At 71.7% G+C, this 23,899-nt stretch carries 21 protein-coding genes; 7 read left to right on the top strand and 14 right to left on the bottom strand.

Going from position 1 to position 23,899, the window contains the following annotated elements; all coding sequences use genetic code 11:
• Positions 1–9: 9 nt before the first annotated feature.
• From AB0F56_RS31895 to AB0F56_RS31870, 6 genes are all read right to left on the bottom strand, one after another.
• The gene (locus tag AB0F56_RS31895; protein ID WP_362016024.1) at positions 10–1,614 is read right to left on the bottom strand and encodes a DEAD/DEAH box helicase; all 1,605 of its coding nucleotides are present in this window, start codon (positions 1,612–1,614) and stop codon (positions 10–12) included.
• A 140-nt stretch (positions 1,615–1,754) separates the two neighbouring features.
• Positions 1,755–1,958, bottom strand: coding sequence for a cold-shock protein (locus AB0F56_RS31890; RefSeq protein WP_290114082.1), 204 nt, complete (start codon positions 1,956–1,958; stop codon positions 1,755–1,757).
• 186 nt (positions 1,959–2,144) lie between these two features.
• A complete protein-coding gene (locus AB0F56_RS31885; RefSeq protein ID WP_362016022.1) occupies positions 2,145–3,302 on the bottom strand; it encodes an acetyl-CoA C-acetyltransferase in 1,158 nt (385 codons plus the stop codon).
• 33 nt (positions 3,303–3,335) lie between these two features.
• Entirely contained in the window at positions 3,336–3,965 is a 630-nt protein-coding gene (locus AB0F56_RS31880; protein ID WP_362016020.1) for a TetR/AcrR family transcriptional regulator, read from the bottom strand.
• A gap of 15 nt (positions 3,966–3,980) precedes the next feature.
• On the bottom strand, positions 3,981–4,763 hold the full coding sequence (locus tag AB0F56_RS31875; RefSeq protein WP_362016018.1) for an SDR family oxidoreductase: 783 nt from the start codon (positions 4,761–4,763) through the stop codon (positions 3,981–3,983).
• Positions 4,760–5,908, bottom strand: a complete 1,149-nt coding sequence (locus AB0F56_RS31870) for an acyl-CoA dehydrogenase family protein (protein ID WP_362016016.1) — start codon at positions 5,906–5,908, stop codon at positions 4,760–4,762. Before AB0F56_RS31870 ends, AB0F56_RS31875 begins: the two co-directional genes overlap by 4 nt.
• 49 nt (positions 5,909–5,957) lie before the next feature.
• Between AB0F56_RS31870 and AB0F56_RS31865 the strand changes: the two genes are divergently transcribed.
• The 3 genes from AB0F56_RS31865 to AB0F56_RS31855 are packed head-to-tail and all read left to right on the top strand — an operon-like array spanning position 5,958 to position 9,024.
• Positions 5,958–6,794, top strand: a complete 837-nt coding sequence (locus AB0F56_RS31865; protein ID WP_362016014.1) for an enoyl-CoA hydratase — start codon at positions 5,958–5,960, stop codon at positions 6,792–6,794.
• Positions 6,794–7,975 (top strand): acyl-CoA dehydrogenase family protein, encoded by a 1,182-nt coding sequence (locus tag AB0F56_RS31860; protein ID WP_362016013.1) that lies wholly within the window; start codon positions 6,794–6,796, stop codon positions 7,973–7,975. Before AB0F56_RS31865 ends, AB0F56_RS31860 begins: the two co-directional genes overlap by 1 nt.
• Positions 7,975–9,024 (top strand): acyl-CoA dehydrogenase family protein, encoded by a 1,050-nt coding sequence (locus tag AB0F56_RS31855; RefSeq protein ID WP_362016011.1) that lies wholly within the window; start codon positions 7,975–7,977, stop codon positions 9,022–9,024. The genes AB0F56_RS31860 and AB0F56_RS31855 overlap by 1 nt, the downstream gene beginning before the upstream one ends.
• Here the strand turns inward: AB0F56_RS31855 and AB0F56_RS31850 are convergent.
• The 5 genes from AB0F56_RS31850 to AB0F56_RS31830 are packed head-to-tail and all read right to left on the bottom strand — an operon-like array spanning position 9,019 to position 13,425.
• Positions 9,019–9,543, bottom strand: a complete 525-nt coding sequence (locus tag AB0F56_RS31850; RefSeq protein WP_362016009.1) for a pyridoxamine 5'-phosphate oxidase family protein — start codon at positions 9,541–9,543, stop codon at positions 9,019–9,021. The two genes, AB0F56_RS31855 and AB0F56_RS31850, sit on opposite strands and share 6 nt — an antisense overlap.
• A gap of 41 nt (positions 9,544–9,584) precedes the next feature.
• Positions 9,585–10,001, bottom strand: a complete 417-nt coding sequence (locus AB0F56_RS31845; protein WP_362016007.1) for a VOC family protein — start codon at positions 9,999–10,001, stop codon at positions 9,585–9,587.
• A 52-nt stretch (positions 10,002–10,053) separates the two neighbouring features.
• A complete protein-coding gene (locus tag AB0F56_RS31840) occupies positions 10,054–10,773 on the bottom strand; it encodes a VWA domain-containing protein (RefSeq protein ID WP_362016005.1) in 720 nt (239 codons plus the stop codon).
• A 43-nt stretch (positions 10,774–10,816) separates the two neighbouring features.
• Positions 10,817–11,872 carry an acyl-CoA dehydrogenase family protein gene (locus tag AB0F56_RS31835; RefSeq protein ID WP_362016003.1) on the bottom strand — a complete coding sequence of 352 codons (1,056 nt, stop codon included), beginning with the start codon at positions 11,870–11,872 and terminating at the stop codon, positions 10,817–10,819.
• Positions 11,869–13,425 carry a FadD3 family acyl-CoA ligase gene (locus tag AB0F56_RS31830; protein WP_362016001.1) on the bottom strand — a complete coding sequence of 519 codons (1,557 nt, stop codon included), beginning with the start codon at positions 13,423–13,425 and terminating at the stop codon, positions 11,869–11,871. Before AB0F56_RS31830 ends, AB0F56_RS31835 begins: the two co-directional genes overlap by 4 nt.
• A 158-nt stretch (positions 13,426–13,583) precedes the next feature.
• On the opposite strand from AB0F56_RS31830, the gene AB0F56_RS31825 reads away from it, so the two are divergent.
• Positions 13,584–14,147, top strand: a complete 564-nt coding sequence (locus AB0F56_RS31825) for a flavin reductase family protein (RefSeq protein ID WP_362015999.1) — start codon at positions 13,584–13,586, stop codon at positions 14,145–14,147.
• Here AB0F56_RS31825 and AB0F56_RS31820 read toward each other — a convergent pair.
• Entirely contained in the window at positions 14,045–14,677 is a 633-nt protein-coding gene (locus AB0F56_RS31820) for a PadR family transcriptional regulator (protein ID WP_362015997.1), read from the bottom strand. The genes AB0F56_RS31825 and AB0F56_RS31820 overlap by 103 nt on opposite strands.
• Positions 14,678–14,764: 87 nt before the next feature.
• Between AB0F56_RS31820 and AB0F56_RS31815 the strand changes: the two genes are divergently transcribed.
• The 3 genes from AB0F56_RS31815 to AB0F56_RS31805 are packed head-to-tail and all read left to right on the top strand — an operon-like array spanning position 14,765 to position 17,483.
• Complete coding sequence (locus AB0F56_RS31815; RefSeq protein WP_362015995.1) at positions 14,765–15,892, top strand: LLM class flavin-dependent oxidoreductase; 1,128 nt, start codon at positions 14,765–14,767, stop codon at positions 15,890–15,892.
• A complete protein-coding gene (locus AB0F56_RS31810; protein WP_362015993.1) occupies positions 15,889–16,614 on the top strand; it encodes a glucose 1-dehydrogenase in 726 nt (241 codons plus the stop codon). Before AB0F56_RS31815 ends, AB0F56_RS31810 begins: the two co-directional genes overlap by 4 nt.
• Entirely contained in the window at positions 16,611–17,483 is an 873-nt protein-coding gene (locus tag AB0F56_RS31805) for an alpha/beta hydrolase (protein ID WP_362015992.1), read from the top strand. Before AB0F56_RS31810 ends, AB0F56_RS31805 begins: the two co-directional genes overlap by 4 nt.
• Before the next feature lie 181 nt (positions 17,484–17,664).
• Here AB0F56_RS31805 and AB0F56_RS31800 read toward each other — a convergent pair whose 3' ends face one another.
• Positions 17,665–19,125 (bottom strand): glutamate synthase subunit beta, encoded by a 1,461-nt coding sequence (locus AB0F56_RS31800; RefSeq protein ID WP_362015991.1) that lies wholly within the window; start codon positions 19,123–19,125, stop codon positions 17,665–17,667.
• Positions 19,118–23,677: a glutamate synthase large subunit gene (gltB, locus tag AB0F56_RS31795; protein ID WP_362015990.1), complete on the bottom strand. Its 4,560-nt coding sequence runs from the start codon at positions 23,675–23,677 to the stop codon at positions 19,118–19,120. Before gltB ends, AB0F56_RS31800 begins: the two co-directional genes overlap by 8 nt.
• Positions 23,678–23,899: the final 222 nt, after the last annotated feature.

Genomic DNA, 23,899 nt, shown 5'->3' with positions numbered 1-23,899 from the left:
GGACAGCGCCTAGGCGGCGCCGCCGGACCGGCGGCCACGACCGCCGCCTCCGCTGCGGGTACGGGTGGGCGAACCACCCGTACCCGTACGGGCGTTGGCACCGGAACCACCCGTACGGGCGTTGACACCGGAGCGGGAACGGCCGCCACCGTTGCCGCCGCCGGAGCCGCCACCGCCGCGGCGGGAGCGCGATCCGCCGTTGCGGGCGCTCGCGGGCTGGGTCGGCTGGGGGACCTCGATGACGACCGGGACGCCCGAGGGCTCGCGGGCGCCGGTGAGGCGGGTCAGCTCCTCGTCGCTGGACTTGATCTGCGCCGTGCGCGGGCTGATCCCGGCGTTGGACATCAGCCGGCCCATGTCGCGCTTCTGCTCGGGCAGGACGAGGGTGACGACGCTGCCGGACTCGCCGGCCCGGGCGGTGCGGCCGCCGCGGTGCAGGTAGTCCTTGTGGTCGATCGGCGGGTCGACGTTGACGACCAGGTCGAGGTCGTCGACGTGGATGCCGCGGGCCGCCACGTTGGTCGCGACCAGGACGGTGACCTGGCCGTTCTTGAACTGGTCCAGGGTGCGGTTGCGCTGCGGCTGCGAGCGGCCGCCGTGCAGCCCGGAGGCCCGGACGCCGCTGGCGAGGAGCCGCTTGACCAGCCGGTCCACGGCCCGCTTGGTGTCCAGGAAGAGGATCGTGCGCCCGTCACGCGCCGCGATGCGAGTGGTGACGGCCTTCTTGTCGGTCTCGTCGGCGACGTAGAGCACGTGGTGCTCCATCGTCGTGACGGCGCCCGCCGACGGGTCGACGGAGTGCACGACCGGGTCGTTGAGGAACATCTTCACGAGCCGGTCGATGTTCTGGTCCAGGGTGGCCGAGAACAGCATCCGCTGGCCGTTCGGCTCGACCTGCTTGAGCAGCGCGGTGACCTGCGGCATGAAGCCCATGTCGGCCATCTGGTCGGCCTCGTCGAGGACCGTGATCGCGACCTGGTCGAGCCGGCAGTCGCCCCGCTCGATGAGGTCCTTGAGTCGGCCGGGCGTGGCGACGAGGACCTCGGCGCCACGGCGCAGGGAGTTCGACTGCTTGGTGATCGACAGACCGCCGACGACGGTGGCGAGCCGCAGCTGCACCGAGGTGGCGTACGGCGAGAGCGCGTCGGTGACCTGCTGGGCGAGCTCGCGGGTGGGCACCAGGACCAGGGCGAGCGGCGCCTTGGGCTCGGCGCGGCGGCCCGCGGTGCGGGCGAGGAGCGCGAGGCCGAAGGCGAGGGTCTTGCCGGAGCCGGTGCGGCCGCGGCCGAGGATGTCCCGGCCGGCGAGCGAGTTCGGCAGGGTGGCGCCCTGGATCGGGAACGGCTCGGTGACGCCCTGCGCGTTCAAGGTCTTGACCAGGGCGGCGGGCATGTCGAGGGCGTCGAAGGACTCGACGGAGGGGAGCGCGGGCGTCAGCGTCTCAGGCAGGGTGAACTCGCGCGGCGGCGGAGGCGTGGCCGGTCCACGGCCGCGTCCGGCGGCCTTGGGCCTGCCGTTGCCCCTGGGGGCGGCGGAGCCGCGGCGGGAATTTCCGGACGTGGTTCCGGAGCGGGATTCGGCGGCCCGGCGGGGCCGCTGTTCGGAGCGAGTCATGGGAAATGCCTTCCTGGCCTGAGCAGACGCCCTGAGCAGTGCGCCCGGGCAGTGCGCCCGGGCAAGTGCCTGAGCACAGCGCGAGCCGGGACCCGCACCTGCGCGGTGCGGGCCCCGGCTGCGAGAATCGCGTACGGCGATCAGGCGGGGAGGATGTTCTCCGCCTGCGGGCCCTTCTGGCCCTGCGTGACGTCGAAGGTGACCTTCTGGCCTTCCTGCAGCTCACGGAAGCCGGAGGTCGCGATGTTGGAGTAGTGGGCGAAGACGTCGGCGCCGCCGCCGTCCTGCTCGATGAAGCCGAAGCCCTTTTCGGCGTTGAACCACTTCACGGTTCCGGTAGCCATGTTTTCTCCTGAATAGGTAAGGGTCCCATCCCGGAGAGTCCGGAAAACAAAATTGCGCCTGAGGAACATTCCCGTCAGGCGCACATAAAGTTCATGGGTACCAACTAGCAACACAGGGAACCTTAGCACGCCGCCCCACCCGAAGGGCGAGGCGGCGACGCACGTCACATACCGCGCGGTAGGGCCTCAGAGCCGCTCGATGATCGTCACATTGGCCTGGCCGCCGCCTTCACACATGGTCTGGAGGCCGTAGCGGCCGCCCGTGCGCTCCAGCTCGTGCAGGAGCGTGGTCATCAGTTTCACGCCGGTCGCGCCGAGCGGGTGGCCCAGCGCGATCGCGCCGCCGTTGACGTTCACCCGTGCCGGGTCGGCGCCGGTCTCCTTCAGCCAGGCGAGGACGACCGGGGCGAAGGCCTCGTTGATCTCGACGAGGTCCATGTCGTCGATGGCCATGCCGGTCTTCTTCAGGGCGTACGCGGTCGCCGGTATCGGCGCGGAGAGCATCCGGATCGGGTCCTCGCCCCGGACCGAGAGGTGGTGGATCCGGGCGCGCGGGGTGAGGCCGTGCTCCCGTACGGCCCGCTCGCTCGCGAGCAGCATGGCCGCGGCGCCGTCGGAGACCTGGGAGGAGCAGGCCGCCGTGATCGTGCCGCCCTCCACGACGGGCTTCAGGCCGGCCATCTTCTCCAGGGTGGTGTCGCGGCGCGGGCCCTCGTCCACGGTCACGTCGCCGTAGGCCGCGGTCTCGCGGTCGAAGCGGCCCTCGTCGATCGCGCGCAGCGCCCGCTCGTGCGAGCGGAGGGCGAATTCCTCCTGGTCACGGCGGGTGATCCCCCACTTCTTGGCGATCAGCTCGGCGCCGTGGAACTGGTTGACGGGCGCGTCGCCGTAGCGGGCCCGCCAGCCCTCGGAGCCGGCGTAGGGGCCCTCGGTCAGGCCGAGGGGCTCGGCGGCCTGCCGGGAGGCGAAGGCGATCGGGATCATCGACATGTTCTGCGTACCGCCGGCGACGACCAGGTCCTGGGTGCCGGAGAGGACGCCCTGGGCGGCGAAGTGCACGGCCTGCTGGGAGGAGCCGCACTGGCGGTCGATCGTGACGCCGGGGACCTCCTCGGGGAGTCCCGCGGCGAGCCAGGCCGTACGGGCGATGTCGCCGGCCTGCGGGCCCACGGTGTCGAGGCAGCCGAAGACGACGTCCTCGACGGCGGCGGGGTCGACGCCCGAGCGCTGGACGAGGGCCTTCAGGACATGGGCTCCGAGGTCCGCCGGGTGGACGGAGGCCAGGCCTCCCTTGCGGCGGCCCACCGGGGTGCGGACCGCTTCGACGATGTAGGCCTCGGCCATGACAACTCCTCCAGACGTCGGTGGAACGTGGGGCTAGGTGCGTACGGCGATCCCGTCCAGGACCATCGACAGGTACTGGCGGGCGATCTCCTCCGGGCTGTGCTGTCCGCCCGGGCGGTACCAGGACGCGGCGACCCAGACGGTGTCGCGCACGAAGCGGTAGGTGAGCCGGATGTCGAGGTCGGCCCGGAAGGTGCCGGCCTCCACTCCGCGCTCCAGGGTTCCCAGCCACGCCTTCTCGAACTTCTGCTGCGAGTCGGAGAGGTAGTGGAAGCGGGGCTGGTCGCTGAGGTGCCTGGACTCCTTCTGGTAGATGGCGACGGCGGCACGGTGCCGGTCGATCTCCCGGAAGGACTCGGTGACGAGGGCCTCGATGGTCTCCCTGGGGCCGAGTCCGGCGGCGAGGACGGCGTCGTACCCCTCCCACAGCTCGGTCAGGAAGGTGGAGAGGATCTCGTCGAGCATCGATTCCTTGGAATCGAAGTGGTAGTAGAGGCTGCCGGCGAGCATGCCGGCGGCGTCGGCGATCTTGCGGACGGTCGTGGCGTTGTACCCCTGGGCGGCGAACACCTCGGCCGCCGTGTCCAGGAGCTCGCGGCGCCGCTCGGGCGAGGCGGTCACGGGGGTCTTCTTCTTGCTGTCGCTGCTGGCTGTCTTCGGCACACGTCCATTCTGGTCCTACGCGCGTTGGCTGCTGACGGAGACGGTCTCGCCGGTCATGTAGGAGGAGTAGCCGCTGGTGAGGAAGACGATGACGTTGGCGATCTCCCAGGGTTCGGCGTACCGCCCGAAGGCCTCGCGCTCGGTCAGCTCGGCGAGCAGCTCGGCGGAGGTGACCTTGACCAGGTGCGGGTGCATGGCGAGGGACGGGGAGACGGCGTTGACGCGGACGTCGTATTCCGCCGCCTCGATCGCGGCGCAGCGGGTGAGGGCCATGACGCCGGCCTTGGCGGCGGCGTAGTGGGCCTGCCCGGCCTGGGCGCGCCAGCCGACGACGGAGGCGTTGTTGACGATCACGCCGCCGTGGTCCGCGCCCTGGAAGTGGCGCAGGGCGGCGCGCGTGCAGCGGAAGGTGCCGCCCAGGGTGACGTCGAGGACGCGCCCCCACTGGTCGTCGGTCATGTCGACGAGCGCGGCGGTGCCGCCGAGGCCCGCGTTGTTGACGACGGCGTCGAGGCGGCCGTGGAGCCGTACGGCGGTGTCGAAGAGGGCCTGGACCTGGCTCTCTTCGGTGACGTCGCAGGCGAGGGCGTCGACCCGGTCGGCGCCGAACTCGGCGGCGAGGGCGGCCTCGCTCTCCTTGAGGCGGCGGGCGTGGGCGTCGCTGATGAGGACCCTGGCGCCCTCCTCCAGGAAGCGGCGGGCGGTGGCGCCGCCGATGCCGGCTCCGGCGGCGGCGGTGATGACGGCGGTACGGCCGGCGAGCAGGCCGTGCCCCGGGACGTAGGGGGGTGGCGTCATGGGCGCGGCTCCTTCGGGAGGCCGAGCACCCGCTCGGCGATGAGGTTGCGCTGGATCTCGCTGGATCCGGCGTAGATGGTGTCGGCGCGGGAGAAGAGGAACAGCCGCTGCCACTCGTCGAGTTCGTACGGTTCGGCGGCGACGACCGTGGCGGCGGCGCCGCAGATGTCCATGGCGAGTTCGCCGAGGTCGCGGTGCCAGTGCGACCAGTAGAGCTTGGCCATGGAGGGGTCGGTGGAGCGCAGCGCGCCCGCGCGCATGGCCTGCAGCCCGGTCCAGGCCCGGACGAGCCGGTCGCGGATCAGCGGGTCGGCGAGGGAGCCGTTGCGCCGGGCGAGCGCGACGAGGCCCTCCCATTCGCGCCGGAAGCCGACCTGCTGGCCGAGGGTGGAGACACCGCGTTCGTAGCCGAGGGTGGCCATCGCGATCCGCCAGCCGTCGCCGGGCGCGCCGACGACGTGCGCGGCGTCGGCCCTGGCGCCGTCGAAGAAGACCTCGTTGAACTCGCTGGTGCCGGTGAGCTGGACGATCGGCCGGACCTCGACGCCCGGCTGGTCCATGGGGACGAGCAGGTACGAGAGTCCCGCGTGCCGCCGCGAGCCCGGCTCGGTGCGGGCGACGACGAAGCACCACTGGGACTCGTGGGCGAGGGAGGTCCAGATCTTCTGGCCGTTCACCACCCACTGGTCGCCGTCGAGGGCGGCGCGGGTGCGGACGGCGGCGAGGTCGGAGCCGGCGTCGGGCTCGCTGTAGCCCTGGCACCAGAGCTCCTCGACGGCCCGGATCGGGGGCAGGAAGCGGGCCTTCTGCTCCTCGGTTCCGTGGTCGATGAGGGTGGGGCCGAGGAGCTGTTCGCCGATGTGGTTGACGCGGGCGGGGGCGTCGGCGAGGGCGTACTCCTCGTGGAAGGCGATCTGCTCCTCGAGGCTCGCCCCGCGCCCGCCGTACTCCTTCGGCCAGCCGACGCAGGTCCAGCCGTGGGCGGCCAAGTGCCGTTCCCACGCGAGGCGTTCGGCGAAGGCCTCGTGCTCGCGACCCGGTCCACCGAGGCCCTTGAGGGCGGCGAACTCAGCCCCGAGGTGGGCCCGTAGCCAGTCCCGTATCTCGGTGCGGAACTCCTCGACGCTGCTCATGGCGCTGCTCATGGCCGTACGTTAACCTACCAAACACTTGTTAGGGAAGGAGCGTCGAAGGATGCAGATGCCCGTGCTGTACGAGCGTCGCGGCCCGGTCGCGTACGTGACCATGAACCGCCCCCGCTACCGCAACGCCCAGAACTCCGCGATGACCTACGCCCTGGACGAGGCCTTCTACCGGGCGGCCGAGGACTCCGAGGTCAAGGTCGTCGTGCTCGCCGGCGCGGGCGAGCACTTCTCGGCGGGCCACGACATCGGCACCCCCGAACGAGACGCCCATCTCCCCTTCAACCGCCGCGCCGGACTGTGGTGGGACCACTCCGACAAGCGCGGCGCCGAGTCCCGCTTCGCCCGCGAGTCCGAGGTCTATCTCGGCATGTGCCGGCGCTGGCGCGAACTCCCCAAGCCGGTGGTGGCCTCCGTCCAAGGGGCCTGTGTGGCGGGCGGGTTGATGCTGGCGTGGGTCTGCGACCTGATCGTGGCGAGCGAGGACGCGTTCTTCGCCGACCCGGTGGTACGGATGGGCATCCCGGGCGTCGAGTACTTCGCCCACCCGTGGGTGATGCCGCCGAGGATCGCGAAGGAGTTCCTGTTCACGGGCGACCGGATGAGCGCGCGCAGGGCGTACGAGATCGGCATGGTGAACAGGCTGGTGGAGCGGCGAGAGCTGCCGTCTGCAACCGATGAGTTGGCGCTACGGATAGCCGAGATGCCCCGACTGGGACTCGCCCTGACCAAGCGGGCGGTGAACCAGGCGGAGGACCTCCAGGGCCTGCACGCCGGGATGGACTCGGTCTTCGGGCTCCACCATCTCGCCCACGCCCACAACGCGGAGACCTCGGCGGACCCGCTGGGCGGGATGGACGTGGCGGCGATGAAGGAGGCGGGGGTCTGATGGACCTGTCGTACAGCGAGGAGGAACGGGAGTTCCGCGCGGAGGCGCGGGAGTGGCTGCGGGCCCACGTCCCGGCGGAGCCGCTGCCGTCCCTGGAGACCCGGGAGGGCTTCGCCGCGCACCGCGCCTGGGAGGCCGAACTCGCCGCCGACCGCTGGTCGGTGGTGTCCTGGCCGGAGCGGTACGGGGGCCGGGGCGCCGGCATCTTCCGGTGGCTGGTCTTCGAGGAGGAGTACTACGCGGCGGGGGCGCCCGGCCGGGTCTCGCAGAACGGCATCAACCTGCTCGCTCCGACCCTCTTCGACCACGCGACGGAGGAGCAGCGGGCGCGCGTGCTGCCCTCGATGGCGACCGGGGAGGTCGTCTGGGCGCAGGCCTGGTCGGAGCCGGAATCGGGCTCGGACCTGGCGTCGCTCTCCTCGCGGGCGGTACGGACGGAGGGCGGCTGGCTGCTGTCCGGCCAGAAGACCTGGTCCTCGCGGGCCGCCTTCGCCGACCGGGCCTTCGGGATCTTCCGCACCGACCCGGAGACGGACCCGGCCCGGCCGCACCGGGGGCTGACGTACCTGATGTTCGACCTGCGGGCGCCGGGGGTGACGGTCCGGCCGATCGGCCGGCTCGACGGGAAGCCGGCGTTCGCGGAGCTCTTCCTCGACGAGGTCTTCGTACCCGACGAGGACGTGATCGGGGAGCCCGGCCAGGGCTGGCGGATCGCGATGTCCACGACCGGCAACGAACGCGGCCTGATGCTCCGCTCCCCGGGCCGCTTCCTGGCGGCGGCCGACCGTCTGGTGGGGCTGTGGCGGGCGACGGGCGCGGACCCCGGGCTACGGGACCGGGTCGCGAACGCGGTGATCGGGGCGCGGGCGTACCAGCTCTTCACGGCGGGCGGCGCGTCGCGGTTCGCGGCGGGGGATGGGGGTGCCCCCGCTCGAGCGGAGTCGAGAGTGGGGGAGATCGGGGCGGAGTCGAGCCTGAACAAGGTCTTCTGGTCGGAGTACGACATCGCGCTGCACGAGACGGCGCTCGATCTGCTGGACGACGAGACGGAGTCGGCGGACGGGGAGTGGGGCGAGGGGTACGTCTTCTCGCTCGCGGGCCCGATCTACGCGGGCACCAACGAGATCCAGCGCGACATCATCGCCGAGCGGCTGCTCGGCCTGCCGAAGGGGCGGCGCTGATGCGATTCCTGCCGACGGACGAGCAGCGCGACTTCGCGCGCTCCCTGGACGCGATGCTGACGGCGGCGGACACGCCGACGGCGATACGTTCCTGGGCGACGGGCGACCCGACTCCCGGCCGCACCCTGTGGTCCCGCCTGGCGGAAGCGGGCGTCTTCGCCCTGGCGATCCCGGAGCACCACGAGGGCGTGGGCCCCCTCCCCATCGAACTGACCACAGCGTTCGTGGAGTTGGGCCGCCACGGGGTCCCGGGCCCGGTGGTGGAAACGGTGGCGGCGTCGGCACTCCTGACGGAACTGGCCGAACGGGGCGACCCGGCCCCCGCGAAGCGCCTGCTGCCGGGGCTTGCGACGGGGCAGACCATCGCCACGCTGGCCCCCGTTGTGGGCAGTCGTTCCGCCCAGCGGAACGACTGCCCACAACCCGGGGAGCCCCGGTACGCGCTGGACGCGGACGTCGCCGACGTGATCCTCGTCGTCCAGGGGGACGAACTCCGCCTGGCCCCCGGGCACGAGCCGGTCCGCACCTCACCGGACCCCGCCCGACGCCTCGCCCGCCCCACCCCCGGCGGGGAGCTCCTGGCAGCCGGCCCCGCCGTCACCGCGGCGGCCGCGCACGCCCGGCAATGGGCCATGCTCGCCACCGCCGCACAAGCCCTCGGCGTCGGGCTCACGCTCCTCGACCGGACCGTCGCGTACGCCAAGCAGCGCCGCCAGTTCGGCACCGAGATCGGCTCCTTCCAAGCGGTCAAGCACCGCCTCGCCGACACCCTGATCGCCCTGGAGTTCGCCCGCCCCCTCCTCTTCGGAGCAGCGGTCACGTTCCGGAGCACCGATCTCGCCGCCGCCAAGGTCGCCGCGGGCGAGGCCGCGTACACCGCCGCCCGTACCGCCCTGCAGATCCACGGCGCCGTCGGCTACACCGAGGAACTCGACCTCTCCGCCTGGCTGCGCAAGGCCCGTCCGCTCCGGGACGCCTGGGGCACCCCGTCCTGGTGCCGAGCCAGGGTCATGGAGACGTACGACCGCGACGCCGACGACGGTTCATGACGTCGTCTCACGCGGCGGGCTGTCGTCCGTACCGCGCCGGATCGTCCGCACCGGCCGCCCCGGCGTCCACGAACGGATGACCATGTCGTCGCCCTCGACGAACGTGCGGACGACCTCCGTCGGCTCGACCCGGAAGACGTGGAACGGCATCGGCATCCCGACCGCCTCCGCGTACCGGTCCAGCTCCACCGGGTCGGAGATCTCCACGACCCGGCCGGAGATCCGGACGTCCCCGCCGCCCATGTCCGTGCCCGAGCCCGGGTTGGCGAGCAGCGAGAAGCGGGGGTCGCGTCGCAGGTCCAGGGCCTTGCGGGAGTTCGGCATCATGCCGAGCCACAGCTCGTCCCAGCGGAAGTCCGCCTCGATCCCGCTGAGCCGGGGCGAGCCGTCCTTCCGCAGGGTGCCGAGCACGTGGTGGGTGAACTGCCCGAAGCGCTCCCGTACGGTCGAGGCGAGTTCGGGCTCGGCGGCGGCGAAGGCCGCCCAGGAGGTTCCGGATCCGGTGCTGGTGTGTCCCATGACTCCAGTGAACACCGGAAACCGGACATCCTCTGTCTGGATTACTCCGACGCCGCCGTGGCCGTCGAAGCCGCCGCGGCCTCCGTGGCCTCACGCTCCGCCCGGCTCCGCTCGACGCAGAACTCGTTGCCCTCGGGGTCCACCATCGTCACCCACCCCAGACCGCCGGGCTTCCGGTGGTCCTCGAAGACCGTGGCGCCGAGGGCGAGCAGCCGCTCGACCTCCTCGTCACGGCTGCGGTCCTGCGGCTGGAGGTCGAGGTGAACGCGGTTCTTGACCGACTTCGCCTCCGGCACCTGAATGAAGAGCAGCGCGCCCGCGGCGGTCTCGACCAGCGCCTCCGGGTCACCGGGCTTGTCGTCGTCGGAGACCTTGGAGTCCAGGGCGGCGGCCCAGAAGGTCGCCAGGGTGTACGCGTCGGCGCAGTCGATCGTCACATGTCGCACAAGAGATGCCATGGGCCCACTATCACGGGCCCACTGCCACCCGGCCACAGGTTTTCGACCGCCGTCACGCCCGGACGATGGACCTGGCCCGCGCGGCCGCCAGCCACGCCGGGAACTCGGCGACGATCCGGTCGTACAGCTCGGTGTCCGGGACGGTACGCGGGTCCAGGCCGGCGTGGAAGAAGCCCGCGTTGTCGACGCACCGCCTCTGCGGAACCGCCAACTCGTCCAGCTTCCGCAGGAATTCGAACTGCCGGCTGCCCGGGTCGCCGAAGCCGACGAACTGCCAGAAGAGCGGCAGCTCGGCCGCCTTGCACAAGTACCGCTCGGCCGCGAGCTTGTTGATCGGCCCGCCGTCCGTCTGGAAGACGACGAGCGCGGGGGCGGTCGCGCCGCTGTCGAGGTAGTGGTCGATGACCGCGTCCATCGCCAGGTGGTAGCTGGTCTTGCCCATGTGGCCGAGCCCGGCGACGATCCGGTCGATCCGCCCCTGGTGGCCGGCGAGTTCGATGTCCGTCTCGGCATCGATGTCGGTGGAGAAGAAGACGACGGGCACCCGCCCGTCGTCGTCCAGGTTGGCCGAGAGCCCCAACACCCGGTCGGCGAGCGCCTGGACGCTGCCGTCCTTGTAGTACGGCTTCATGGAGCCCGAGTAGTCGAGCACCAGGTAGACGGCCACCCGCTGCCCGTCCATCCCGTGCTTGCGCAGCGAGACCCCGGCCGACTTGTACAGACTCACCAGCGCCGGTGCGGTCTCCTCGACCTTGCGCAGACTCAGTGCCACGGACAGCTCCCCTCCCCATTACGAGGATGCCGAGCGTACGTGATCAGGGGGCGGGAACCAGGGGGTCGAGGCCGAGCGCGGCGGCGATACGGCCCCGGTGCTCGGCGGGCGGTCCGAAGAGGCGGGCGCACTGGTGGGCGCGTTTGAGGTGGTCGTGGGCCGGGTGTTCCCAGGTCACGCCGATGCCGCCGTGGAGCTGGATCATCTCGCCCGCGACCGTCTCGTACGTCTCCGAGCACACCGCCCGCGCGGCCGCCGCGGCGAGGGGTTCCGCGTCGGCGTGGGCGGCGGCCATGGCGAGGGAGCGGGCGGACTCGACGGCGGTGTACAGGTCGGCCAGGCGGTGCTTGACGGCCTGGAAGGAGCCGATGGGCCGTCCGAACTGGACGCGCTCGCCGACGTGTCGGACCGTGTCCGCCAGGGCCCGCTCGGCGCCCCCGACCTGCTCGGCGGCGAGGACGGTCGCGGCCACGTCGCGCACGCGCGCGAGGACGGCCTCCCCGTCGGCGGAGAGGAGCCGTGCGGGTGCCCGGTCGAGCCGGATCCGGGCGAGCGGGCGGGTCCGGTCGAGGGTGGGAGCGAGGGTGAACTCCCACTGATCGCCCCCGAGTTCATAGAGGCCCAGGCGGCCGGTGCGGGCGTCGACGGCGAAGACCAGGCACAGGTCCGGGCGCTCGGGTGCGGCCAGGACGTACTCCTTGCGGCCGGTGAGGTACGTGTCGCCGTCCGCCGTCGTCGCGAGCGCCCCCGCCTCCCAGCCGCCCTCCTCCGCCCAGGCGAGCGCGCCGGACCCGGTGCCCTCGGCGAGGCCGGGCAGGAGGCGGGCGCAGGCGTCCCAGTCGCCCGCGGCGAGGAGGGCGGTCACGGGCAGGACGGCCGAGCCGAGGAACGGGACCGGGCTGAGGGCCCGCCCCAACTCCCCCGCCACCACGGCGATCTCCGGCAGCCCGCAGCCGAGTCCGCCGTACGCCTCCGGTACGGCGAGGGCCGCCACGCCGATCTGCCCGGTCAGCGGTGCCCAGGCCGCCGCGCCCTCGTGGTGGGCGAGCACGGACCGTACCGCCGCCCGCAGTTCGTCCTGCTCAGGGGTCGTCCTCATGCGTCCTCTCCTCTCGCCGCGCGCCGCAGTTCGCCCTTGAGGAGCTTGCCTCCGGCGTTCCGCGGCAGCTCGGGGACGACGACGAAGCGGCGCGGGACCTTGAAGTTGGCGAGCCGCTCGCGGGCCCAGGTGGTCAACTCGCCCTCGTCCAGGGCGCGGTCGGTCACGACGAACGCGACTCCGACCTCGCCGAGCCGCTCGTCCGGTGCGCCGACGACGGCGGCGTCGCGGACGGCCTCGTGGCGCAGGAGGACGTGCTCGATCTCGGCCGGGTAGGCGTTGAAGCCGCCCACGACGTACATGTCCTTGAGCCGGTCGGTCACCGCGAGGTAGCCGCGCTCGTCGAGGGTGCCGATGTCCCCGGTGCGCAGCCAGCCGCCGTCGACGACCGCCTCGGCCGTGGCCGCCGGGTCGTCGAGGTAGCCGCGCATGACGTGGTGGCCGCGGACCTGGATCTCGCCGGGCTCCCCGGGGCCGAGCACCGCGCCGAGCGGGGAGGCGATCCGGATCTCGGTGCCGGGCAGCGGCAGGCCGACGGTGTGGGCGACGGTCTCGGCGTCGGCGTCCGTCGGGCAGACGGAGACCACGCCGCAGGACTCGGTGAGCCCGTACGCGGTGAAGACGTCGGGCGCCCCGAGTTCGTCCCGTATCTCCTGGACGAGCGGGGCGGGCACGGTGGCCGCGCCGGTCCCGGCGAGCCGGAGCGCGGAGAGGTCGTGCGCCGCGCGGCGCGGGTGGTGGATCAGGCCGTGGAAGACGGTCGGCGGTCCCATGAGGCAGGTGACGCGCTCGGCGGCGATCCGTTCCAGGACGCGGTCGGCGTCGTAGACGGCCTCGGGGAGCATGGTCGCGCCGGTCAGCAGGCAGGCGAGCACCCCGGCCTTGTAGCCGAAGGTGTGGAAGAAGGGGTTGACCAGCAGATACCGGTCGCCGGCGCGCAGTCCGACGAGCCGGGCCCAGTCGGCGTACACGCGCAGGGTCTGGCCGTGGGTGGTCATCACGCCCTTGGAGCGGCCGGTGGTGCCCGAGGTGTAGAGGATGTCGCAGAGGTCGTCGGGGCGTACGGCGGCGGCGCGGGCGATCCGCTCGTTCTCGGGGACGGCGGCGCCGGCGGCGAGGTAGGCGTCCCAGTCGGGTCCGTGGAGGGTGAGGGTGGAGCGCAGGGCCCCGAGGTCCTCCCCGGAGCCGTGCAGGGCGGCGACGTAGTCGGTGCCGAGGAAGTCGTGTTCGGTGAACAGGAACCGGGCGCCGCTGCGGCGCACGATGTCGGCGGCCTCGGCGGGCTTGTAGCGGGTGCTGACCGGTACGAGGACGGCGCCGACCGCGACCGCGCCGAGGGCGGCGGTGATCCAGCGGCGGCTGTTGGGGGCCCAGATAGCGACCCGGTCGCCGTGCCGTACGCCGTGGGCGAGGGCGGCGCGCGCGGCGGCGGCGATCTCGTCGCGGAGCCGCGCGAAGCCCCAGCGGACCCCGTCGTCGACTCCACCGGCCCCGCCCCCGACCAGCGCCTCAAGGGCTCGATCGGCGTGCTCGGCAGCCGCCCAGTCGGACAACTCGGCGATGGTGCGGGGTAGTTGCCCCGTGGGTTGCTGTGGCACTTGCTGGGGGCTGATCACTGACCCTCCCTACTTGACGTGCGAGCGTGGCGGGTATCCAATCACAGGTGTTTCGGTTAGGCATATACCTAGTAGGAACATTCTCAGGAGGCCCCATGGATCCGGATCCCACCGACATGAAGTCCGCACTGGCGGGCTTCTGCACGGGTGTCGCCGTCATCACCGCCCGCGACCCGGCCGACGGACGGCCCGTCGGCATGGCGGTGCAGTCCTTCTCGTCCGTCTCGCTCGACCCGCCCCTGGTCTGCTTCTGCCCGGCGCACACCTCGACGACCTGGCCGCGGATCCGCGCGTCGGGCCGGTTCGCGGTGAACGTGCTCGCGGCCGACCAGGAGGAGCTCTGCCGGCGCTTCGCGGTGACGGGCGGCGACAAGTTCGCCGGTACGGCCTGGCGGCCCGGCGCCGCAGGCGCGCCACTGCTCGACGGAGCGCTCGCGACGATCGAGTGCACGCTCGACGCCGTCCTGGACGGCGGAGACCACGCCATCGCGCTCGGCCGGGTCGACGCGCTCACCGCGCACCGCGACACCGGCCCGCTGCTCTACTTCCGCCGCAGCTACGGGCGCTTGCCCTCAGTCGCTTCAGAGGCTGCGCGCGCCTTCTCCAGCTCCTCGATGTCGGCGAGCATGGCGTCCGCCAGATCGCGCTCGGAGGCGTAGTACCGCTCGGCCCACTTGAGGGTGAGCGTGGGATACGCCCACGCCTCCTCGGCCTTCGCCCCCTCCACGTCGGCCTCCGCGCGCAGCCGCATGGTCTCGGCGAACTCCCGGTGCCGGGCGAGGACTTCGCGCTGCTGTTCGGGTTCGAGGAGATGCCCGAGCCAGAGCCGCAGCATCGGCCCGTGCTTGAGCACGGGCGGATCCACGGGCGCGGTACGCGCCCACGTACGGACGGCGGCCATCCCCTCGTCCGTGATCCGGTAGACCCGCTTGTCGCGGCTGCCCGTCTCCTGGGCGACCGTCCGCGAGGTGGCGTAACCGGCCTTCTCCAGTCGCTTCAGCTCGCTGTAGATCTGGCTGAACGACGGGCTCCAGTAGAAGAAGCGCAGCGACCAGTCGGACCACTTCTTCAGGTCGTAGCCGGACAGCTCCTCGCCGAAGGAGAGCAGCCCGAGCACCGCCCAGCTGGTCGCCGGGAACCCCGGGATCTCCGGGACGTCTTCCTGACCTGCCCGCTTCTTGTCCGCCACGGACCGAAGTCTACGGCCCCCTTCCCCACCCCAGGTATGACTGCTAGAAGTATTCCTATTAGAAATAGAAGAGGAGAGGAGTTCACCGTGAAGTTCTCCATGATCTTCGAGGCCCAGCTCGTCGACCCGACCCCCGAGCGGGAGCGCCAGGTCATCCACGACTGCGTCGAACAGGCCGTCCACGCCGAGAAGATGGGCTTCGACCGCGTATGGGCGGTCGAGCACCACTCCCTCACCCAGTACGCGCACATGAGCGCGTCCGAGATCTTCCTGACCTGGGTCGCCGCCCGCACCGAACGCATCCGCATCGGCCACGGCGTCGTCACCATGCCCTTCGGCTACCAGCACCCGGTGCGGGTGGCCGAGCGCGCCGCGATGCTCGACGTGCTCAGCGGCGGCCGGGTGGACATCGGCGCCGGCCGGGGCGCGACCCGGCAGGAGATGCGGATGTACGGCGTGCGCCCCGAGGACACGTACCCGCAGATGGAGGAGGCGCTGCGGATCTTCTCGCACGCCTGGCGCGAGGAGCAGTTCGAGTGGCACGGCTCGATCGACATCGGCCCGGGCGCGATCCTGCCCCGCCCCGTGCAGGACCCGCACCCGCCGCTCTTCATGGCCTGCTCGAAACACGACACCCTCAAGCTCGCCGCCGAACTCGGCATCGGCGCGCTGGTGATGGGCTTCGCGGGCGCCGACGACGTGCGCGCGATGCGGAAGGTGTACGACGAGGCCATCGCCGTACGCGACGGCTCCCGGCTCGTCTCCTCCGAGGTCAACGACCACTTCTCGGCGCTCTGCCCGACGATCGTCCTGGACGACGCCGAGCACGCGCTCCGGCTCGGCACGCGCGGCCAGCGCTTCTTCGCCGAGTCGATCGCCCACTGGTACGGCAACGCGCCCGCCCCGACCGGCTACGCGGAGGACGAGGACCACACGGGCGCGCTGGAACGGCGCCGCGAGGAGCTGGTCGCCCGCCTCCACGAGGCGAACATCCCGGCCCGCCCGGTCGACACCGGCACGTACAACACCGACCACGCCTACGGGGACGCCGACACCGCCATCGCGTACGTCGAGCAGCTCCGCGAGATCGGCGTCGACGAGGTGATGTGCCTGATCCAGATGGGGACGGTCCCCCAGGAGGTCTGCATGGAGACCATCCGGCAGTGGGGCGAGAAGGTCATCCCGCACTTCCGCGCGCTGGAGGCGGCCAAGTGAGCTCCCTGGCAGACAAGGTCGTCCTGGTCACCGGCGCGGCGCGCGGCCAGGGCGCGGCCGAGGCCCGGCTCCTGGTGGCGGAGGGCGCGCGGGTCGTCCTCACGGACGTACGGGAGGAGGAGGGCCTGGCGGTCGCGGCGGAGCTGGGCGACGCGGGGGTGTTCGTCCGCCACGACGTGACCTCAGCGGACGACTGGCGGAAGGTGGTCGCCCACGCCGTCGACGCGTACGGCCGCGTGGACGCGCTGGTCAACAACGCGGCGCTGTGGCGGACGGCTCCGGTGGAGTCGGAGACGTACGAGAACTTCGAACTCCTCCTCCGGGTCAACCTGTTGGGCCCGTTCCTCGGCATCCAGGCCGTCGTGCCGGCGCTGCGCGAGGCGGGCGGCGGCTCGATCGTGAACGTGTCGTCGACGGCAGGCCTGGTCGGCATACCGGGCCACGCGGCGTACGGCTCCAGCAAGTTCGGGCTGCGCGGCCTGACCCGTTCGTCGGCGCTCGACCTCGCGCGGTACGGGATCCGCGTCAACTCGGTGCACCCGGGGGCCGTCGACACACCGATGACGGCGGAGGTCGCGGACCGGGACTGGTCGCACGTCCCGCTCGGCCGGATGGGCCGGGCGGAGGAGGTCGGCGGCCTGATCGCCTTCCTTGTCTCGGACGCCTCCGCGTACATGACGGGCGCGGAGTTCACGGTGGACGGGGGGCTGACGACCGGATGACGGATCCACTGACCCCGACCGCCCGTGCGCTGTGCGAGGCGATGTCGGCGGGCTTCCCCGGCCCGGGCTCCCCCGAGGCACTGCGGGCGGCGGCACGGGCGGGGGTACGGGAGATCCCGCCGCCCCGGGAGGAGACGGCGAACGGCGTACGAGTACGCCTGTACGGCCCTTCTGCGGACGTCGGCGCTCCGGTCATCGTCTTCGCGCACGGCGGCGGCTGGGTCCTCTGCGACCTGGACACGCACGACGGCCTCTGCCGCGAACTGGCGTCCCGTACCGGCGCGTCCGTGGTCTCCGTGGACTACCGGCGCGCCCCCGAGCATCGCTTCCCGGCCGCCGAGGACGACGTGTACGCGGTCGTGGAGTGGGCGGCCGAGCGGTACGGCGGCCCGCTGTTCCTGGCGGGCGACTCCAGCGGCGGCAACCTCGCGGCGGGCGCGGCCCTGCGCGCCCGGGAAGCGGGCGGCCCGCCGGTCGCGGGCCAGCTCCTCTTCTACCCGGCCCTGGACCACCGCCTGGACTCGCCCTCCGCCGAGGCGTACGCCGAGGGCTTCTTCCACACGACGGCCCACATGCGCTGGTACTGGGAGCAGTACGTGGGCCCGGCCGGCGACCCGGTGGCCGCGTCTCCCGGCCTCGCGGCCGACCTCACCGGTCTCCCCCCGACCCTCGTGGTCCTCGCGGACTGCGACCTCCTGCGGGACGAGGGCCTGGCCTACGCGCGCCGCCTCTCCTCGGCCGGGGTCCAGGCGCAGGTGCAGCTGCACACCGGGGTCTTCCACGGCTTCCTGGGGGCGCGAGGCATCCTGCCCGAAGCGGAGAACGCGCTGGACGGGGCGGCGGCCTGGGTGACCACCGTGGCCGGGTAATTCCCGAAACCCGGCCCACGACCCCGTACCGCCCGCTCGACCCGACCTCGGGCCACCACCCCACCGCCCCCCGCGGGACGGACGCACCGCGGCGCCCTCCCAGTCGTCCGGTCGGGGACATTCGGGGGGCGCCGCGCTCAGTTCCGTACGTCGTTGTACGGGACGTCTTGGGACGGGACGGTCAGACCGTCAGGGCACGGTCCGTCGGGCGGATCGGGGCCGGGAGGTCGCTCGCGCCCGTCAGGAAGCGGTCGACGCCGCGCGCCGCCGAGCGGCCCTCGGCGATCGCCCAGACGATCAGCGACTGGCCGCGACCCGCGTCACCGGCCACGAACACACCACCGACGTTGGTGGCGAAGTCCGCGTCGCGAGCGATGTTACCTCGCTCGTCGAGGTCTAGACCAAACTGCGCGACCAGACCGTTCTCCACGTCCGTACCCGTGAAGCCCATCGCGAGCGTCACCAGCTGCGCCGGGATCTTCCGCTCCGTGCCGGGCTTCTGCGTGAGCTTGCCCTCGACGAACTCGACCTCGACGAGGTGGAGGAACTGGACGTTGCCGTCCTCGTCGCCCTCGAAGTGGGTGGTGGAGACGGAGTAGACCCGCTCGCCGCCCTCCTCGTGCGCGGAGGTGACCTTGTACAGCATCGGGAACGTCGGCCAGGGCTGGCCGGCGACCCGGTCCTCGCCCGGACGCGGCATGATCTCCAGCTGCGTGACCGAGGCGGCGCCCTGGCGGTGGGCGGTGCCCACGCAGTCCGCGCCCGTGTCACCGCCGCCGATGACCACCACGTGCTTGCCCTCGGCGGTGATCGGCGGGGAGACGAAGTCGCCCTCGACGACCTTGTTGGCGAGCGGCAGGTACTCCATCGCCTGGTGGATGCCGGACAGCTCGCGGCCCGGGACCGGCAGGTCACGCGCGGTCGTGGCGCCCGCGGCGATGACCACGGCGTCGTACCGCTTGCGCAGGTCCGTCGCCGTGATGTCGCGACCGATCTCCACGCCCGTACGGAACTTGGTGCCCTCCGCGCGCATCTGCTCGATACGGCGGTTGATGTGCCGCTTCTCCATCTTGAACTCGGGGATGCCGTACCGCAGCAGGCCGCCGATGCGGTCCGCGCGCTCGAAGACGGCGACCGTGTGACCCGCCCGCGTCAGCTGCTGGGCGGCGGCGAGACCCGCCGGGCCCGAGCCGATGACGGCGACGGTCTTGCCTGACAGGCGCTCGGGCGCCTGCGGCTTGACGTCATTGGCGTCCCACGCCTTGTCGATGATGGAGACTTCGACGTTCTTGATGGTGACGGCCGGCTGGTTGATGCCGAGCACGCACGCCGCCTCGCACGGAGCCGGGCACAGGCGGCCGGTGAACTCCGGGAAGTTGTTCGTGGCGTGGAGGCGCTCGGAGGCCTGCTCCCAGTCCTCGCGGTAGGCGTAGTCGTTCCACTCGGGGATCAGGTTCCCGAGCGGGCAGCCGTTGTGGCAGAACGGGATGCCGCAGTCCATGCAGCGGCCGGCCTGCTTGCTGATGATCGGCAGCAGGGAGCCGGGAACGTAGACCTCGTTCCAGTCCTTGACTCGCTCGCCCACCGGACGGGTCTTGGCGACCTCGCGCCCGGTGGTCAGGAAGCCCTTGGGGTCAGCCATTGGTCGCCGCCTCCATCATCTTCTCGGTGGTCTCGGCCTCGGAGAGACCGGCGAGCTCAGCGGCGTCCTTGGCGGCGAGCACTGCCTTGTACGTGGACGGGATGATCTTGCTGAACCGGTCCGCGTTCGCGTCCCAGTCGGCGAGGAGCTTCTCCGCGACCGTCGATCCGGTCTCCTCCTGGTGGCGGCGCACGACGTCGTGCAGCCACTGCTTGTCGGAGTCGCTGAGCGCCTCTACGGCGGACGCGTTCCCGGAGTTGACGTTGTCCCGGTCGAGGTCGACGACGTACGCGACGCCGCCCGACATGCCGGCCGCGAAGTTGCGGCCCGTCTCGCCGAGGACGACCGCGCTGCCGCCGGTCATGTACTCGCAGCCGTGGTCGCCCACGCCCTCCGAGACGACCAGCGCGCCGGAGTTGCGGACGCAGAAGCGCTCGCCGGTGCGGCCGCGCAGGAACAGCTCGCCGCCGGTCGCGCCGTACGCGATGGTGTTGCCGGCGATGGTCGAGTACTCGGCCAGGTGGTCGGCGCCGCGGTCCGGGCGGACGACGACCCGGCCACCGGAGAGGCCCTTGCCGACGTAGTCGTTGGCGTCGCCCTCCAGGCGGAGCGTGACACCGGCCGGCAGGAACGCGCCGAACGACTGGCCGGCGGAGCCGGTGAAGGTGATGTCGATGGTGTCGGCCGGCAGACCCGCGCCGCCGAACTTCTTCGTCACCTCGTGGCCGAGCATGGTGCCGACCGTCCGGTTGATGTTGCGGATCGCGACCTGCGCCCGGACCGGCTGGGCCTCCTCGGCCGTCGCCGCGCCAAGCGCCTCGGCGGCGAGCTCGATGAGCTCGTTGTCGAGGGCCTTCTCCAGGCCGTGGTCCTGCTCGATCAGGGCGTGGCGGACCGCGCCCTCGGGCAGCTCCGGCACGTAGAAGAGCGGGGCCAGGTCGAGGCCCTGCGCCTTCCAGTGCGTGACGGCCCGGCTGGTGTCGATCAGCTCGGCGTGGCCGACGGCCTCTTCGAGCGTACGGAAGCCCAGCTCGGCGAGGAGCTCGCGGACCTCCTCGGCGATGAACTCGAAGAAGTTGACGACGAACTCGGGCTTGCCGGAGAAGCGGTCGCGCAGGACCGGGTTCTGGGTGGCGATGCCGACCGGGCAGGTGTCCAGGTGGCAGACGCGCATCATGACGCAGCCGGAGACGACGAGCGGCGCGGTCGCGAAACCGAACTCCTCGGCGCCGAGCAGCGCGGCGATGACGACGTCACGGCCGGTCTTCAGCTGGCCGTCGGTCTGCACGACGATCCGGTCGCGCAGGCCGTTGAGCAGCAGCGTCTGCTGGGTCTCGGCGAGGCCGAGCTCCCAGGGACCGCCCGCGTGCTTCAGCGAGGTCAGCGGGGAGGCGCCCGTACCGCCGTCGTGGCCGGAGATGAGGACGACGTCCGCGTGCGCCTTGGAGACACCGGCGGCGACCGTGCCGACACCGACCTCCGACACGAGCTTCACGTGGATGCGCGCGGCCGGGTTGGCGTTCTTGAGGTCGTGGATCAGCTGAGCCAGGTCCTCGATGGAGTAGATGTCGTGGTGCGGCGGCGGCGAGATCAGACCGACACCGGGAGTGGAGTGCCGGGTCTTGGCGACCCACGGGTAGACCTTGTGGCCGGGCAGCTGACCGCCCTCGCCGGGCTTGGCGCCCTGGGCCATCTTGATCTGGATGTCGTCCGCGTTGACCAGGTACTCGCTCGTCACGCCGAAGCGGCCGGAGGCGACCTGCTTGATGGAGGAGCGGCGCGCCGGGTCGTAGAGGCGGTCCGGGTCCTCGCCGCCCTCACCCGTGTTGGACTTGCCGCCCAGCTGGTTCATGGCGATGGCGAGGGTCTCGTGCGCCTCGCGGGAGATGGAGCCGTACGACATGGCGCCGGTCGAGAACCGCTTGACGATCTCGGAGACCGGCTCGACCTCGTCGATCGAGATCGAGGGGCGGTCCGAGGTGAAGCCGAAGAGGCCGCGGAGCGTCATCAGGCGCTCGGACTGCTCGTTGACCCGGTCCGTGTACTTCTTGAAGATGTCGTACCGCTTGTTGCGCGTGGCGTGCTGCAGGCGGAAGACGGTCTCCGGGTCGAACAGGTGCGGCTCGCCCTCGCGGCGCCACTGGTACTCGCCGCCGATGTCGAGCGCGCGGTGCGCGGAGGGGACGCCGGAGGCCGGGTACGCCTTGGAGTGCCGGGCGGCGACCTCCTTGGCGATGACGTCGAGGCCGGCGCCGCCGATCTTGGTGGCGGTGCCGTTGAAGTACCGCTCGACGAAGGCCGTCTCCAGGCCGACGGCCTCGAAGACCTGGGCGCCGCGGTAGGAGGCGACGGTCGAGATGCCCATCTTGGACATGACCTTGAGGACGCCCTTGCCGAGCGCGTAGATCAGGTTCCGGATCGCCTGCTCGGGCTCGAGGCCCTCGATGAAGGTGCCGGCGCGGACCAGGTCCTCGACGGACTCCATCGCCAGGTACGGGTTGACGGCGGCGGCGCCGTAGCCGATGAGGAGGGCCACGTGGTGGACCTCGCGGACGTCGCCGGCCTCGACGAGCAGGCCCACCTGGGTGCGCTGCTTCGTACGGATGAGGTGGTGGTGGACGGCCGCGGTGAGCAGCAGCGACGGGATCGGCGCGTGCTCGGCGTCGGAGTGCCGGTCGGAGAGGACGAGCAGGTGCGCGCCGCCCTCGATGGCCGCGTCGACCTCGCCGCAGATCGCCTCGATCCGGGCGGCGAGCGCGTCGCCGCCGCCGGAGACCCGGTACAGGCCGGAGAGGGTCGCGGCCTTCATGCCGGGCATGTCGCCGTCGGCGTTGATGTGGATGAGCTTGGCCAGCTCGTCGTTGTCGATCACCGGGAAGGGCAGGGTGACGCTGCGACACGAGGCGGCGGTCGGCTCCAGCAGGTTGCCCGACGGGCCGAGGGAGGAGCGCAGGCTCGTCACCAGCTCCTCGCGGATCGCGTCCAGCGGCGGGTTGGTGACCTGCGCGAAGAGCTGGGTGAAGTAGTCGAAGAGCAGCCGGGGGCGCTCGGACAGGGCCGCGATCGGCGAGTCCGTGCCCATGGAGCCGAGCGGCTCGCCGCCGGTGCGGGCCATCGGGGCGAGGATGACGCGGAGCTCTTCCTCGGTGTAGCCGAAGGTCTGCTGGCGGCGGGTGACCGAGGCGTGGGTGTGCACGATGTGCTCGCGCTCGGGGAGGTCGGAGAGCTCGATCTCCCCGGTCTCCAGCCACTCGGCGTACGGCTTCTCGGCGGCGAGGCCGGCCTTGATCTCGTCGTCCTCGATGATCCGGTGCTCGGCGGTGTCGACGAGGAACATCTTGCCGGGCTGGAGGCGGCCCTTGCGGACGACCTTGGCGGGGTCGATGTCGAGGACGCCGACCTCGGAGGAGAGGACGACGAGTCCCTCGTCGGTGACCCAGTAGCGGCCGGGGCGCAGACCGTTGCGGTCGAGGACCGCACCCACCTGCGTACCGTCGGTGAAGGTGACACAGGCCGGGCCGTCCCAGGGCTCCATCATCGTGGAGTGGTACTGGTAGAAGGCGCGCCGGGCCGGGTCCATGGAGTCGTGGTTCTCCCACGCCTCGGGGACCATCATCAGGACGCTGTGCGGGAGGGAACGCCCACCGAGGTGGAGCAGCTCCAGGACCTCGTCGAAGGAGGCGGAGTCGGAGGCGTCGGGGGTGCAGACCGGGAAGATCCGGTCGAGCTCGCCCTCGCCGAAGAGCTCGGAGACGAGCTGGGACTCGCGGGCCACCATCCAGTTGCGGTTGCCCTTGACCGTGTTGATCTCGCCGTTGTGCGCGACGAAGCGGTACGGGTGGGCCAGCGGCCAGCTCGGGAAGGTGTTGGTGGAGAACCGGGAGTGGACCAGGGCCACGGCGGTGGCGCAGCGGCGGTCCGACAGGTCCGGGAAGAAGGGCTCCAGCTGGCCGGTGGTCAGCATGCCCTTGTAGACGATCGTGCGGGCGGAGAGCGACGGGAAGTACGTCCCGGCCTCGCGCTCGGCGCGCTTGCGCAGCACGAAGGCCTTGCGGTCGAGCGCGATGCCCTCGCTGCTGCCGTCGGCGACGAAGAGCTGACGGAAGACGGGCATGGTGGCGCGGGCGGAGGCGCCGAGCAGCTCGGGGGCGACGGGGACGTCGCGCCAGCCGAGGACGTTCAGACCCTCCTCGGACGCGATCGTCTCGATCTGCGAGACGGCCTGTGCGGAGCCGTCGGCAGGGAGGAAGGCGATACCGACGGCGTAGGCGCCGGCGGTGGGGAGGTCGAAGTCGGTGACCTCGCGCAGGAAGGCGTCCGGGACCTGGAAAAGGATGCCGGCGCCGTCTCCCGAGTCGGGCTCGGAGCCGGTGGCGCCGCGGTGCTCGAGATTGCGCAGTACGGTCAGCGCCTGCTCGACCAGCGCGTGGCTGGCAACACCGGTCAGGGTGGCCACGAACCCGACACCACAGGCGTCGTGTTCGTTACGGGGGTCGTACATCCCCTGCGGAGCGGGGCGACCGTCCATGGGCGACCAGGCGTCGGAACGCATCGGCTCTCCCGTCGTCGTCGTGGCATATGCAGCTGCCGAGGGACGACGTTGGCCCTCCGCGAAATTTCGTGCAGGTTACATGATGGCTGGCTTCTCGCGAAGTGGATAGCTCATTCCAACATGCGGACACCGCTGACACGGAGCGGTGATGGTGGTTCACACGTGAACTCGTAAATCTCAGGGTGGTTCTGGGGGTGAATCTCTACGGATCTCAAGGGGTCG

Origin of the sequence: Streptomyces sp. NPDC026092 (genome assembly GCF_040638605.1) — a bacterium.
GTDB lineage: Bacteria > Actinomycetota > Actinomycetes > Streptomycetales > Streptomycetaceae > Streptomyces.
The sequence above is the reverse complement of the archived record's forward strand: the minus strand, read 5'-3'. Positions and strand labels throughout refer to the sequence as shown.

Bases quoted from the DNA above. Each gene is read 5' to 3' on its own strand.
- AB0F56_RS31860 (WP_362016013.1), top strand. From the start codon at position 6,794: ATGGACCTGTCGTACAGCGAGGAGGAACGGGAGTTCCGCGCGGAGGCG.
- AB0F56_RS31885 (WP_362016022.1), bottom strand. From the start codon at position 3,302: ATGGCCGAGGCCTACATCGTCGAAGCGGTCCGCACCCCGGTGGGCCGC.
- AB0F56_RS31855 (WP_362016011.1), top strand. From the start codon at position 7,975: ATGCGATTCCTGCCGACGGACGAGCAGCGCGACTTCGCGCGCTCCCTG.
- AB0F56_RS31825 (WP_362015999.1), top strand. From the start codon at position 13,584: ATGGATCCGGATCCCACCGACATGAAGTCCGCACTGGCGGGCTTCTGC.
- AB0F56_RS31890 (WP_290114082.1), bottom strand. From the start codon at position 1,958: ATGGCTACCGGAACCGTGAAGTGGTTCAACGCCGAAAAGGGCTTCGGC.
- AB0F56_RS31835 (WP_362016003.1), bottom strand. From the start codon at position 11,872: ATGAGGACGACCCCTGAGCAGGACGAACTGCGGGCGGCGGTACGGTCC.
- AB0F56_RS31800 (WP_362015991.1), bottom strand. From the start codon at position 19,125: ATGGCTGACCCCAAGGGCTTCCTGACCACCGGGCGCGAGGTCGCCAAG.
- gltB (WP_362015990.1), bottom strand. From the start codon at position 23,677: ATGCGTTCCGACGCCTGGTCGCCCATGGACGGTCGCCCCGCTCCGCAG.
- AB0F56_RS31845 (WP_362016007.1), bottom strand. From the start codon at position 10,001: ATGGCATCTCTTGTGCGACATGTGACGATCGACTGCGCCGACGCGTAC.
- AB0F56_RS31805 (WP_362015992.1), top strand. From the start codon at position 16,611: ATGACGGATCCACTGACCCCGACCGCCCGTGCGCTGTGCGAGGCGATG.
- AB0F56_RS31875 (WP_362016018.1), bottom strand. From the start codon at position 4,763: ATGACGCCACCCCCCTACGTCCCGGGGCACGGCCTGCTCGCCGGCCGT.
- AB0F56_RS31870 (WP_362016016.1), bottom strand. From the start codon at position 5,908: ATGAGCAGCGCCATGAGCAGCGTCGAGGAGTTCCGCACCGAGATACGG.
- AB0F56_RS31850 (WP_362016009.1), bottom strand. From the start codon at position 9,543: ATGGGACACACCAGCACCGGATCCGGAACCTCCTGGGCGGCCTTCGCC.
- AB0F56_RS31895 (WP_362016024.1), bottom strand. From the start codon at position 1,614: ATGACTCGCTCCGAACAGCGGCCCCGCCGGGCCGCCGAATCCCGCTCC.
- AB0F56_RS31865 (WP_362016014.1), top strand. From the start codon at position 5,958: ATGCAGATGCCCGTGCTGTACGAGCGTCGCGGCCCGGTCGCGTACGTG.